Genomic DNA, 12,643 nt, shown 5'->3' on the forward strand with positions numbered 1-12,643 from the left:
TGGCTTGGAACTCAAAAAAGTGTAGCTATACTACCCGTTCTCTCAATCCATTTAGAATCAATTTGTTTGTTGTCAAGAAAATAAAATAATAGACTATAAGACTTTTGAAAACAATGGCTTTATTTAGATGAATAATGTTTAGTCTATCTAATTTTATATATTTTCAATCTTCACAGTTTGCGTGGATATCTATCAGCATATTTGACAAAATCATATAATTTAAGTAAATTTCACAAGTAATATTTCAAGGAAAGTGGGAAAATTATGAAGTTATTTCTTAAAATGTCTCCATTGGCAACTGCCGAGGCACAATGTGTGTGCAGTCAATTTTGATTGGCTATAAACATTAAACATTTTGAAAGGAGAAATAATGGAAACAATAGTATCCGCTTTATTAGTTTTTGTTTCTACATCCATTGACTACTTAGTTGTTTTGACTATTTTATTCGCTAGTCAAGGAAAGAAAGGTTTGAAATCAATTTATGTAGGGCAGTATTTAGGGGATTTTGATTCTATGCAAATCATCTCAAAATCTCGCCTCAATTTCTGCTATCGGAGAGACTGTGGAAAAGTACGAAAAAGTAATTGTACCTGTCGTGTTTATTGGACTCGGTCTATATATATTAACTGAAAATGGGACGATTAATTATTTCATAGGTCAAGTCCTAAAAGTGGTGTAAATTCATTTCCTTCCCTTTATCTGCTATTTTTATGTTCAAACTCAAACGAGAAAATAAGTGGTGCTTCCACCGTCACGGCGCTTCATTGTGCTATCTGATGCAGTAATGCGAACATAAAAATCGTGTATGACAGTCGAAAAATCCCATTCGTGCAAATGTGTTGCAATATGCGATACAGTATTTTACGATGTGTGCATGGAGATTGGTTGATATGGCAGTTACTAAAAGTGCGAATGTGAATGTGAGAATACAAGAAAATATTAAGCAGCAGGCGGAGCAGATTCTGGAAACTATTGGAATTCCTAGGGCTACTGCTATTGACATGTTTTATCGTCAAATCATTCTTAATAAGGGTATTCCATTTTCGCTTACTATTCCAAAGTCGTTTCCAGCACAAGATGATATGGATGAGAAAACGTTTAACGCGTTGGTGGCTAAAGGTTATGATCAGGCGGTTCATGGTGATAGTTATCCGATAGATGATGTTTTTGAAGAGCTTGGACGTTGATTAGCAGCCGTGGTGTGAACTTGGTTTTAGAAGAATACGCGTAAAAAATTATTACGTTTATTTTTGTGTTGATGATAGTAGAAAAGAAGTTCAAATACTCGCGGTTATCTACGTGAGAAGAGACCAGACTAAACAACTGGAACAATTGTAATGTAAACGTTGTTATTAAGCCAATCTTAAACTTTTTAACGATAGCTTTTCCTATCGTTAAAAAGTGCACCCAATATCCATAGTGTGCACTCAAAAAAGTGTAGCTATACTTGGAGTTCTCTCAATCCACGTTGAGACGGTCGTATTGATGTCACGGGTTGACCGGTGAGGTGCATAAAAGTGCCGTATTTCCGGGATTTTCGGGCAATGGGCCGTCAGCGTCAGCGGGCGAAATTGACCGCAAAAACCGCTCCGACAGAACATATCAACTGCTTCTGCCAGAGGGTTGAGTTAGTGATATGGATGTTTTTGTGATAGGGTTGAAACAGTGATATGGATGACCGAAGGGAAATCTGTATTTGTTGATGCAAATAACATAAGAATATGCAGTTGCTACCGCTGGTTGCGTAATTGCAAACTGCTGTGTATGGAGTTCTACCCGATGTTCAGGTATGCTCTGAATGAAAGGAGGAAAACGTGGTACTTTCAGAAAAACTATATGAGCTTCGAAAGAAAGGCGGCCTTTCACAGGAGCAGCTTGCAGAGCAGTTGGGCGTATCCAGACAGGCGATATCAAAGTGGGAATCCGGTAAGGCAATTCCAGAAAGCGATACTCTTATTTCCATCAGTAAGTATTTCAATGTAACGCTTGATTATTTGATGAAAGAAGATGGCTCTGCCGTATCTGAATCGGTGGCAAACACCGAGAGTGATCAGCCGAGAACAAATACCAGAAGAGAAAAGCGTATTCTTGGAATAGTCACCTGTATTGCTGGAATTGTTTGTTTGATTGTTTGGGGACTCGTTTCAATTTTTATGCCATCAACGTCAAGCCAAATCAGTGATTCATCAATGATTACCATAGACGGAGATGGAATATTTCTGATTATCTGCCTTGCGGCCATAATTGCCGGCGCAGTTTTGCTCCTTAAGAGTACATCTAACAAATAAGGAGGATCTTTATGAAGGCTTTATCTACTGTATTTTTGGTTATGGCAGTTCTTCTGTCTGATGTTATGTGCGCCGTTGTTGCATATAACTACTCCGACATGAAGTGGGGTATTCAATATGCCGGTTATAGTGCCCCTGCATCTGCTGCTTTTTTTACTGCAATCCCATATGCTATTGGAATCATTGTATGTGTTATTTTGGCCATCTTCTTCAAGAAGAAAATGGGATAACAGAGACAGGCCAAGGCTCCCACACTGCCATCAACGGTAGTATGGGAGCCTTGTTTTATGCCTCTATGTCGATTGTGATGCCGGATTTGAAGTCTACGGTAAAGTGGTCATCGAAGACGGTGATCTTTTCAATTAGGCGGCTGACCAGTGTCTCATCAAACTCTGTGATGGTGGCAGGCTGGCTCTTGACGAAATCCTGCAGGTCCCGGATTTGCTTCATCTGTTCATCCTTGATGACGCTGTCCACCTCGGCCTGCCTGCGCTGATCCCGGAGGCGGAGAATCTCATCCGCGATGGCGTCGTAATCGTCCTTCTGGTTAACCTTCTTCAGGAGCTCTTTTTGCAGCTTGTTCAGCCGCTCGTCTATGACATCCGGTGAGAGGGCATCACCCTGCAGGACTACCGTAGCTATGTTCGCCCGTAGCGTTTGCAGGAAATCGTCCTTCTGGCAGAGCACCCGGTTAATGGCATCGATTACCACCTGTTCCAGAAGCGTTTCATTGACTGTCCGGTTGTGGCAAGCGTGGCCGGTGGCCTCCAAGCGGCTGCAGCACCGCCAGACGATGGACTTGCAGCCTCGGTTGTTCCAGTGGACACGCCGGTAAAATTCGCCGCACTCGCCACAGAAAACGATCTGCGCGAAACAGTGCTTGCAGGAGTAGCAGCGCCGTTTGCCGTTGTCGCTGGTATGGACCACGCGCCTGCGGACCAGCTCCTCTTGCACCCGAAGGAAGATGTCCTTCGGGATGATGGCCTCGTGGTCGCCTTTCACATAGTACTGCGGGACGGTGTCGTTGTTTTTGATGCGCTTCTTCGTCAGAAAATCTGTGATGTAAGTCTTTTGCAGGAGCGCGTCACCGATGTACTTCTCGTTGAGGAGGATCTTGTTGATAGTGCTGGTGTGACATTTTGTCTTGCCAGCGCCGGTGAGGATACCGTCAGCCATAAGCCCGTCTGCAATCTTATCCATACCAAGGGTAAAAATCGGTGTGTTTCGAGGCAAAAACACGCTTTGATAAATTCCCGCGAACGACCGCGAAAATCTGACATCAATCTGGAGCAATCGAGCCATGTGGATGATAAGAACGCCTGCGTTATGAAGTCCATACCAGAGGAACCAGTGAAGGCGGCATGCGCCACGATGATGAACAAGCTGACATGGGGCAGGAGCAGAGTCCTCCTCCCATACGTGGAAATGCTGAAAGAAGGCATGAAAACCGATACACTGGACAGGCTTTCCAAACTGGAATCCCTTCTGGAAAAGAACGCTGAGCGCAGGGCGCAGATCACGCAGTTCTTCACGAAGGGGCTTCTCGATCCGGCGGTGTATGCGGAAGAAAGCGATACTCTTGTGGAAGAAGCGCAGAGGCTCACAAACGAGCAGAATCTCCTGACCGCGCAGGTAAGCGGATCGCATGAAAGGCAGGAGACTCTCGAGCAGCTTCTGAAGTACACGGCGAAGGGCAGAACCCTTACGGAATTTGATGACGCGCTCTTTACGGAGCAAGTTGATCACATCGTGGTTTATAAAAGAACGGAGATTGGATTTGCCATGAAGTGCGGAGCCGTTTTCCGGGAAAGGATATGACATGGAACATACACCATACGGCTATGACATCATCGGTGGCAGGGCTGTGGTCAATGAAAAACAGGCCGCCGTTATCCGGCGGATATGTGAAAATTACCTGTCCGGGATGTCTTTTATAAAGGCGGCGGCATCGGTGGGGCTGACCATGAGCCACTGCGGGGTCAAACGTCTGATACAGAATGAGCGGTATCTCGGCGATGGCTTTTACCCGCCGATGCTGACGAAGGAAATGGCCGACAGGGTCGAAGCGGAACGAATACGCCGGGAGAAGGCGCTGGGGCGTAACAGGAACAAAGGGAAAGGCGCGCCGAAAGGAACGGTTTATACAAAGTTTTCCGCTCCAAAAATCACGCTGAAATATGAAGATCCAGTCAGGCAGGCGGAGTACGCCTACAGCCTGATAAGAAATGGGGTGAACGGATAATGCAGATTGCAGGAAATGTCACAGTTATCCCGCCAAAGCGCACCATCGGGGCGCAGAAGAAAACGGAGAAGGTGCAGAAAACCAGGGTAGCAGCCTACTGCCGCGTTTCTACGGAATTTGAGGAGCAGGAATCCAGTTATGAGATGCAAGTCGAGCATTACACTTCCTATATCAAAAGCAATCTGGAATGGGAACTGGTTGAGGTGTACGCGGACGACTTGATCAGTGCAACGAATACAGCAAAAAGGGAATCCTTCAACCTCATGATACAGGACTGCCGGGATGGAAAAGTCGATATGATACTGACTAAGTCCATCAGTCGCTTCTCCCGAAATACGGTAGACTGCCTGAAATATACAAGAGAATTGAAGGATCTTAATATTGCAATCCTGTTCGAGAAGGAGAATATCAATTCCCTTGACGCCAAGGGAGAGGTCCTTATGACTATTATGGCGGCGCTTGCCCAACAGGAATCGGAATCCCTGTCGGCAAACGTCCGGCTCGGCATTCAGTTCCGAAATCAGGCAGGCAAGGTGCAGGTCAACCATAATCGGTTTCTTGGATACACAAAAGATGATGAAGGAAAACTTATCATCGTTCCGGAAGAGGCGGATATCGTTCGGCGCATTTATGCTGAATACATGGATGGAGCCAGTTTTCTCCAAATCAAAGGGGGCTGGAGGCGGATGGCATCCTGAACGGTGCGGGGAACGCTAAGTGGCATGAAAGTAATATCCGGCAGATCCTCATCAATGAAAAATACATCGGGGATGCACTCCTGCAAAAGACCTATACGGTAAATACACTCGATAAGAAACGAGTGGCCAATAACGGCCTTGCGCCGAAGTACTATGTGGAAGGCAGCCATGAGGCGATCATCGCAAAGGATGTTTATCTCCGGGTGCAGGCAGAAATCGCACGAAGGGCTAACATCCTGACGGATGGAAAGAAGCGGATCTACAGTTCACGGTACGCTCTTTCGAGCTTGGTGTTCTGCGGACACTGTGGGGACATCTTCCGCAGGATTAAATGGAACAACCGGGGATGCAAGTCCACGGTCTGGCGGTGCGTGAGCCGGGTACTGAAGAAAAGCAGCGGTATTGACTGCCCGGCAAGGACGATTCACGAAGAAGACCTGCAGGAGGCGGTGGTCATGGCAATCAACGATGCCTGGTCGAGAAGGGATTACCTCCTCCCCGTCTTGCAGGAAAACATCCGCTCGGTCTTGAATGAGGACACGGAAGAGCAACTTGCCGAGATCGATGTAGCCGTAAAGGCAAAACAGGAGGAACTGCTGAAAGCCGGGAAAAACCAGACGATGATCGATGAGATCGGAGATGCCATTATCAGCCTCCGGCAGGAGCGGCAGGATATCCTGACGAAGGCGGCGAAGAACACGGAGCTGAAGGAACGCATCGATGACCTTTCTGCCTTCCTTGATGGGCAGAATGCGGCGGTCACGGAACACTCCGAAACGCTGGTCAGACGGCTGATTGAGAAGATCACAGTCCACGATGAAAAGCTGACAGTGGAGTTCAAGTCGGGTTTTACAATCGATGTGGAGGCATAAGAGAATAAGGATGCAGAGACACTTCGCTGCGACGGAGTGTCTAATACTTATGTTGGGATATAGGATCAAGAATCTTCTTGACAAGTCAGCGATACCTAACTATAATGTTAACGTTGTCAACGTTTACGACGTTAACATATCTTTAGGGGGAAAGCAAATGGACACGAAAGACAAGATCCTTGAGGTCGCAAAAAAAGAGTTTATAAAAAGAGGATTCGAGGACGCGTCGATGCGGAGCATTGCCTCACAAGTCGGGATTTCCGCTACGGCGTTATACAGGCATTATTCGAATAAAGAAGAGATATTTGAAGCAGTAGTCGGTCCTGTTGTAGAGAAGTGGAATCGATTTTGCGACACGGAGAGAATCAGGCAGACATCGACCGCATGGGATCATGGGCTGGAAGCCATGTGGGAAGACGACCGGCAGCTTGGAATGATAGTGGATATGATCTACGAAGACATCGATGAACAGAGGCTCCTCTTCTGCGGAAGCGAAGGAACAAAGTATGAAAACTTCCTGCATGACCTTGTTACGAAAGTCCAAAAATATACGCTGCTGTTTATGAGCGGGCTGGAAAAGCCCGGAGTTCATGTAGAGCATGTGGATGGCAGAGAAATGCATCTTCTTTTAACCTCAGAGTATTCATGCATTCTTGAAATGCTAAAACACGATTTTTCGTATGATGAGGCGAGACACTATGCCTATACCGTCGCCATGTTCTTTACTGAGGGTTGGCGTAAGTTTCTCGGATTCTGACATCAATAATTCATATTCATAAAAACAGGAGGCAATCTGAATGAAGAAAAAAAGCACGATCTCTTGGGTAATGGAGTTTGCCGGACGGCGAGGAGGATTCTTCGTAGGCAGCGTGCTGCTCGCGATCCTTGGTGTCGTGGCATCCTTCATACCCTATCTGCTGATCGCAGACGTTGTGGAGAAATTGATAACAGGCGGCGCGGACTGGTCATATTACCTTAGACAGGTAACACTGATGGTTGTTTGCTGGATCATAAGAGTCGCACTTCACTCATCATCCACTACGCTGTCTCATGTGGCAACCTTTACCGTGCTTGGCGGGATCCGCAAACAACTGACCGCAAAGCTTTCGAGGATACCGCTCGGCTCCATTCTGGATGATCACAGCGGAACTTATAAAAATATCATCGTGGAACGAGTGGATGCCATGGAAACAACCATGGCACACATCATCCCGGAATTCACGGCAAATCTTTTGCTCCCGCTCATTATGTTCATTTATCTTCTTACGATTGACTGGCGAATGGGACTGGCAAATCTGATCCCTGTCGTGATCGGACTTTTTTTTGTTGCCGGCATGATGAAAGGCAGCGGCGAAAGCTTTCAGCTGACGCTGGAAAAAACAAAAAAACTGAATGATACGGCAGTGGAATACATCAACGGGATCGAAGTGATCAAGGCTTTCGGTAAATCCAAGAGCTCTTATGAAAAATTCGTTACTGCCGCCAAAGAAGGCGCAAGCTGCTTTATCGACTGGATGAGGCGCTGCATCTGGTGGTCGTCGGGAAGCCTTTCATTCACGCCCGCAACGCTTCTTGGCGTGCTTCCGGTCGGACTTCTGCTGGTCAGAGGCGGGAGCCTTACTGCTTCGGATTTTATCACTGGGGTCATCCTTTCGGCCGGACTTGTCACTCCGCTTGTAGTGGCTTTCTCCTACACCGATGACATCTCAAAGATGAGTGCGATATTCGGAGAAGTGACGGAGATACTGGAAAGAAAGGACATGGAAAGACCCGCCGCATTGACAGAGCAGCCGGAGGGCTCTGATATCAAACTGAGTGACGTCCGCTTTACATACAAGGAAAAGGAAGTGCTCCATGGCGTGAATATGGAGATCAAACAGGGTGACGTTACAGCGATCGTGGGACCCTCCGGCTCAGGAAAGAGCACCATCGCAAGGCTCATCGACTCCCTGTGGGATGTAGACAGCGGAAGCATCACCTATGGTGGTGTGGATATCCGAAATCTGCCGCTGGATTACTATGCGAGTCAGATTTCTTATGTAGCACAGGACAACTACCTGTTTGACATGAGCGTTCTGGAAAATATCAGGCTCGGCCGCAAGGGTGCATCTGAAGAAGACATTATAAATGCAGCAAAGGCTACTGGCTGCCATGAGTTCATTCTGGGACTGGAGCATGGATACGATACGGTTGTCGGCGGCGCTGGAGGACACCTTTCCGGAGGCGAAAGACAGCGTATCTGCATCGCAAGAGCCATGCTGAAAGACGCGCCGGTGGTGATTCTGGACGAGGCTACTGCCTATACGGATCCCGAAAACGAAACCCTTGTTCAAATGAGCGTGGCTAAGCTCGTTCAGGGAAAAACGCTGATCGTCATTGCTCACAGACTGTCTACCATCACAAGTGCCGATAAGATCTTTGTCGTAAATGAGGGAAATATAGAGGCGGCAGGAACGCACAACGAGCTTATTGCAGGCTGTCCGCTTTATCAGAAGATGTGGGAGGCCCACAGCGAGGCAAGAGACGCGGACACGGATTATACGGCATCCGCTGTCAGAGAGGAGGTTGCCCATGCTTAAAATGCTGAAGAAGTTCTTCGATTTCTGCAATACGGAGAACAGGAATAAGTTTTATAAGGCCCTAGCGCTGGGTGTGTTGGACGCTGTCTTTACCGCTATGAAGATCCCTGCTGCGTTCTTTACTGTGACGGCGGTTCTGAACAGGGACATAGGGACAAAGGAGATCCTGGTCGTTATTGGTCTCATGCTGATCTCCACAGTGGGAAAGATGATCATCAACCGCTATTCACAGATGATGCAGACGGAGGCCGGATATAATACGGCGGCCGGTAAGCGAATCGAGATCGGGGAGCATTTGAGATACCTCCCGATGGGGTACTTCAACGACACCAGTCTCGGTCACATCACATCTGTCACTACAAATTCTATGGAGCAGCTGGGGGATATCGCGACACGTGCCGTCATGATGATTTTACAAGGCTCCATAACTACGGTCATCATCGGTATCGGGCTGTTTGCGTTTGATGTGCGTATCGCAGTGATCGGATTGATTGGCATTGTCGTTTTCTGCGTGGTCAATATATTCACCAACAGAAACGTAGCGAGAGTTGCGGAGGAGAAGCTTCAGGCAGATAAGGATATGGTCGGCGTAGTGCTTGAATATATTCAGGGGATTGCCGAAATCCGTAATTACAATCTGGTGAGCGCGAACAACAGCAGACTGGAAAAAGCAATCGATCGAAAAAGAAAAGCGGATATCAGCGCCGAGACTGCGGCGATCCCCATGGTAGGCCTTCAGCAGCTTGTGTGCAAGCTGACGGGTGTGGTGATTGCAGGAGCATCCGTTTACTTCTGCATAAACGGAACGATGGCACTGAATTACACGATCACAATGCTGCTTTGTTCCTTTATCCTGTTTGAAATGCTGGATCTGGCAGGCGTATACACAGCACTTCTGAGAGTGATCGGAAGGTGTGTTGACCTTGCCAATGAGATTCTTTCCGTACAGCAGATGGACATTAACGGTGAGGATATTAAGCCGGAAAATCACGATATCCATCTTGACCATGTAAGCTTTGCCTATGAGAACAGAAAGATTATCGATGATCTCACACTTGACATCAAGGAAAAGACAACGACAGCAATTGTCGGACCCTCCGGAGGCGGCAAAACCACGGTTACATCTCTGATTGCCAGATTCTGGGATGTACAGGACGGAAAGGTGACGCTTGGAGGAAAAGATGTCAAGGATTACAGCTTCGATTCTTTGATGGAGAATTTCAGCTTTGTCTTCCAGAGGGTCTATCTGTTTGAGGATACCATTGCGAACAATATCCGATTTGGAAGGCCGGATGCACCGATGAAAGATGTAATCGAAGCTGCAAAGAAAGCTTCCGCGCACGACTTTATCATGGGACTTCCTGATGGGTATGAAACTATGATCGGAGAAGGTGGCGCAACGCTTTCCGGCGGTGAAAAACAGCGGATCGCCATAGCCAGAGCGATCATGAAAGATGCTCCGATCATTATTCTGGACGAAGCAACTGCCAATGTTGATCCAGAAAACGAAAAGGAGCTTACGCAGGCCATTGAAAATTTGACCAGAGAAAAGACGATCATTATGATCGCACACAGATTGAAGACCGTTCGTCATGCGGATCAGATCATCGTGATCGATAAAGGCAGGATCGTGCAGCAGGGCACGCATGAATCACTGATTCGGGAAGATGGAATTTATAGGAACTTTGTTTCCGGCAGACGCAGTGCTGTCAGCTGGAAGATAGCATAAAATAGAACAAAGAAAGACTAACTATTAAAAGTCAAGAAGAAAAAGCATGAAAATGCAGAAATGCAAATCGGATAAAAAGAACCTTGATAATTGCATAACGAAATAAGCACCACGAGGTGCTTGGCAAATAAGTCGTATAAGGTAGCGGTTTAAGCCAGAGGAATAAAGGCAACGTTTGCTTTCACCAAATGAAAGAGAACGCGAGTGAGTTTCTTGGCAGCATGGGAGACAGCAACATTGTAGGGTTTACCTTCTGCCCGTTTCTTTGCTAAATACGCATTGAACGTTGAGTCCCAATGACATACGTATTTAGTAGCATTAAAGATGGCATAGCGCAGGTATTTTGAACCTCTTTTCACCATTTTAGAATGCGTAGAAGTAAGCTGTCCCGACTGGTAAACAGAGGGATCCAGTCCTGCATAAGCAAGAACCTGCTCAGCAGAATTGAAATCCTTGAAGTTGTTGGTCTCACTGATAATGACGGCAGCCATTTTGTTGGCGATACCAGGGACAGAAGTAATGGGACTGTCGATCTTACTCATGAGCTCATTGATCTCTGACTCTATCTCTTCAATTTGCTGTTGATAGACTTGAATAAGAGCTATAGTTTGTTGGAGTTCCAATTCTTTTACTCAGCTTTTTATACCGATGGAAGAACAAGCAGCATCTCTTATGGAAAGAGCCTTAACGCGGCCGTAATGTCCCTTTGAAGCTGATGCAAGAAGATGAATGAGATGTGTGAGATTACAGTTGGCAATTTTGTCAGCAGAGGGTAACTCTGAGAGAAGTTGGTATACAGAATTCATGTGAAGACTGGGAACGAGGCTCTTCAGTTCGGGAAAGAGAATTTGGCAAAGTCTGACGAGAGAAACTTTCTTACTAGAGCAATCGGCAACAAGGGTCGCTCGATAACGGGTTAGTGATTTTAGTTCGGATAAATGGTAAAATGGCTGTGAGTAGGACTTGAGATCTTCGATTCTCAGCATAGTGGCAATGGTATGCGCATCGACGTGATCAGTTTTCGTCTTTCTAAGGTTCTGACCTTTTCTGAAAAGATTGGTATGTAACGGGTTGAGCAGAATGGGCTTGTAACCGACACTGTTCAAGAAAGCCAGAAGATTATCGCTGTAGTGACCTGTCGATTCAAGCCCTACTTTTATGTTGGTTGGTTTCTTAGAACAGGAATGGAGCACCTTCATGAGCTGTTCAAAACCGTCACGACTGTTCTTGAAGGTAAATACTTCAATGAAACACTTGCCATTAGCATCTAGGATAACACAGTCGTGTTTATCCATGGCTACATCAATTCCTGCGTAAAACATAGCAGACCTCCAGTAAAAAATTAGACACTGTATTGCCCCACAGACTTGTTTGTTCTCACGTAACCTCGTGCTACATAAAACGTCATGCGTTATCTAACTAATTACCGCTTAAACAAACGGCTGTGGTTATTGCCTTTCTTAAAACGTCTATGCGTTAGGAGATAAATACTAATCCACAGCGTCTGTTAGAGATTATAAGACCTTGCTGAGGGTCTATAAAAACTACAAATCTAATAATACGAGGAGAAATAATGGAAACAATAGTATCCGCTTTATTAGTTTTTGTTTCTACATCCATTGACTACTTAGTTGTTTTGACTATTTTATTCGCTAGTCAAGGAAAGAAAGGTTTGAAATCAATTTATGTAGGGCAGTATTTAGGTACAGGACTGCTTGTACTGGCTAGTCTTATTGCCGCTTACTTTTTAAATTTTATTCCACAAGATTGGATTATCGGACTCCTTGGCCTAATTCCGCTAGGTCTTGGTATAAGAGCAATTTTTGTGGATGAAGATATTGATGAAGAAGATATCGAGGGAAAAATTACCGGAGATGGATCAAAAATCTTAGCATTTACAAGTTTAACAGTAGCAATGGGTGGAGATAATTTAGGAATTTATATCCCCTATTTTACAGGAAAGAGTTTGATTGAGATTAGTATAAGTTTAGTAATATTTGCCTTAGGGATTTTGATTCTATGCAAATTATCTCAAAATCTCGCCTCAATTTCTGCTATCGGAGAGACTGTGGAAAAGTACGAAAAAGTAATTGTACCTGTCGTGTTTATTGGACTCGGTCTCTATATATTGATTGAAAATGGAACTATTAATTATTTAATATCACTAATCACAAGTTAATAGTCTATTTGTATATTTCAGACCTATTAAAGGAAAGGGGGTGCGGACAAAAACT

The 12,643-nt window shown here is 45.7% G+C and carries 11 protein-coding genes and 3 pseudogenes; 12 read left to right on the forward strand and 2 right to left on the reverse strand.

Annotation, left to right across the window (positions count from 1 at the left end; genetic code table 11):
• Positions 1-370: 370 nt before the first annotated feature.
• The 5 genes and pseudogenes from PYS62_RS07555 to PYS62_RS07375 all read left to right on the forward strand — a co-directional run.
• A pseudogene (locus tag PYS62_RS07555) lies at positions 371-491 on the forward strand (cadmium resistance protein CadD); the annotation flags it as partial.
• A 72-nt stretch (positions 492-563) separates the two neighbouring features.
• Positions 564-680 carry a cadmium resistance transporter gene (locus PYS62_RS07560; RefSeq protein WP_452038992.1) on the forward strand — a complete coding sequence of 39 codons (117 nt, stop codon included), beginning with the start codon at positions 564-566 and terminating at the stop codon, positions 678-680.
• Positions 681-891: 211 nt separating this feature from the next.
• A complete protein-coding gene (locus tag PYS62_RS07365) occupies positions 892-1,188 on the forward strand; it encodes a type II toxin-antitoxin system RelB/DinJ family antitoxin (RefSeq protein ID WP_066713976.1) in 297 nt (98 codons plus the stop codon).
• A gap of 627 nt (positions 1,189-1,815) precedes the next feature.
• Positions 1,816-2,289 (forward strand): helix-turn-helix domain-containing protein, encoded by a 474-nt coding sequence (locus PYS62_RS07370; RefSeq protein ID WP_066713979.1) that lies wholly within the window; start codon positions 1,816-1,818, stop codon positions 2,287-2,289.
• Between the two features lie 11 nt (positions 2,290-2,300).
• Positions 2,301-2,519, forward strand: a complete 219-nt coding sequence (locus PYS62_RS07375) for a hypothetical protein (RefSeq protein ID WP_156422960.1) — start codon at positions 2,301-2,303, stop codon at positions 2,517-2,519.
• Positions 2,520-2,574: 55 nt separating this feature from the next.
• Here the strand turns inward: PYS62_RS07375 and PYS62_RS07380 are convergent, their stop codons facing one another.
• Positions 2,575-3,591 (reverse strand): recombinase family protein, encoded by a 1,017-nt coding sequence (locus tag PYS62_RS07380; RefSeq protein ID WP_315574215.1) that lies wholly within the window; start codon positions 3,589-3,591, stop codon positions 2,575-2,577.
• Between the two features lie 24 nt (positions 3,592-3,615).
• Here PYS62_RS07380 and PYS62_RS07385 point away from each other — a divergent pair, with 24 nt between their 5' ends.
• The 6 genes and pseudogenes from PYS62_RS07385 to PYS62_RS07410 all read left to right on the forward strand — a co-directional run bounded on the left by PYS62_RS07385 (position 3,616) and on the right by PYS62_RS07410 (position 10,409).
• Positions 3,616-4,107 (forward strand): hypothetical protein, encoded by a 492-nt coding sequence (locus PYS62_RS07385; RefSeq protein ID WP_315574097.1) that lies wholly within the window; start codon positions 3,616-3,618, stop codon positions 4,105-4,107.
• Position 4,108: 1 nt separating this feature from the next.
• Positions 4,109-4,531, forward strand: a complete 423-nt coding sequence (locus tag PYS62_RS07390; protein ID WP_066713985.1) for a serine integrase family protein — start codon at positions 4,109-4,111, stop codon at positions 4,529-4,531.
• Positions 4,531-6,101: pseudogene (locus PYS62_RS07395) on the forward strand (recombinase family protein). Before PYS62_RS07390 ends, PYS62_RS07395 begins: the two are co-directional and overlap by 1 nt.
• A 49-nt stretch (positions 6,102-6,150) precedes the next feature.
• Positions 6,151-6,858, forward strand: a complete 708-nt coding sequence (locus tag PYS62_RS07400; RefSeq protein WP_315574096.1) for a TetR/AcrR family transcriptional regulator — start codon at positions 6,151-6,153, stop codon at positions 6,856-6,858.
• Positions 6,859-6,898: 40 nt separating this feature from the next.
• Positions 6,899-8,680, forward strand: coding sequence for an ABC transporter ATP-binding protein (locus PYS62_RS07405; RefSeq protein ID WP_066713991.1), 1,782 nt, complete (start codon positions 6,899-6,901; stop codon positions 8,678-8,680).
• On the forward strand, positions 8,673-10,409 hold the full coding sequence (locus tag PYS62_RS07410; protein WP_066713995.1) for an ABC transporter ATP-binding protein: 1,737 nt from the start codon (positions 8,673-8,675) through the stop codon (positions 10,407-10,409). The genes PYS62_RS07405 and PYS62_RS07410 overlap by 8 nt, the downstream gene beginning before the upstream one ends.
• Before the next feature lie 149 nt (positions 10,410-10,558).
• On the opposite strand, the pseudogene PYS62_RS07565 reads toward PYS62_RS07410, so the two are convergent.
• A pseudogene (locus PYS62_RS07565) lies at positions 10,559-11,731 on the reverse strand (IS110 family transposase).
• A 251-nt stretch (positions 11,732-11,982) separates the two neighbouring features.
• Between PYS62_RS07565 and PYS62_RS07425 the strand changes: the two are divergent.
• The gene (locus PYS62_RS07425) at positions 11,983-12,588 is read left to right on the forward strand and encodes a CadD family cadmium resistance transporter (RefSeq protein ID WP_315573393.1); all 606 of its coding nucleotides are present in this window, start codon (positions 11,983-11,985) and stop codon (positions 12,586-12,588) included.
• The last annotated feature ends 55 nt before the right edge of the window (positions 12,589-12,643 follow it).

Origin of the sequence: Amygdalobacter nucleatus, assembly GCF_029167365.1 — a bacterium.
In the GTDB taxonomy this organism is placed as follows: domain Bacteria; phylum Bacillota; class Clostridia; order Saccharofermentanales; family Fastidiosipilaceae; genus Amygdalobacter; species Amygdalobacter nucleatus.

Excerpts from the sequence above, each read along its gene's own strand:
- PYS62_RS07365 (WP_066713976.1), top strand. The coding sequence starts at position 892 with ATGGCAGTTACTAAAAGTGCGAATGTGAATGTGAGAATACAAGAAAAT.
- PYS62_RS07375 (WP_156422960.1), top strand. The coding sequence starts at position 2,301 with ATGAAGGCTTTATCTACTGTATTTTTGGTTATGGCAGTTCTTCTGTCT.
- PYS62_RS07380 (WP_315574215.1), bottom strand. The coding sequence starts at position 3,591 with ATGGCTCGATTGCTCCAGATTGATGTCAGATTTTCGCGGTCGTTCGCG.
- PYS62_RS07385 (WP_315574097.1), top strand. The coding sequence starts at position 3,616 with ATGAAGTCCATACCAGAGGAACCAGTGAAGGCGGCATGCGCCACGATG.
- PYS62_RS07390 (WP_066713985.1), top strand. The coding sequence starts at position 4,109 with ATGGAACATACACCATACGGCTATGACATCATCGGTGGCAGGGCTGTG.
- PYS62_RS07400 (WP_315574096.1), top strand. The coding sequence starts at position 6,151 with ATGTTGGGATATAGGATCAAGAATCTTCTTGACAAGTCAGCGATACCT.
- PYS62_RS07405 (WP_066713991.1), top strand. The coding sequence starts at position 6,899 with ATGAAGAAAAAAAGCACGATCTCTTGGGTAATGGAGTTTGCCGGACGG.
- PYS62_RS07410 (WP_066713995.1), top strand. The coding sequence starts at position 8,673 with ATGCTTAAAATGCTGAAGAAGTTCTTCGATTTCTGCAATACGGAGAAC.
- PYS62_RS07425 (WP_315573393.1), top strand. The coding sequence starts at position 11,983 with ATGGAAACAATAGTATCCGCTTTATTAGTTTTTGTTTCTACATCCATT.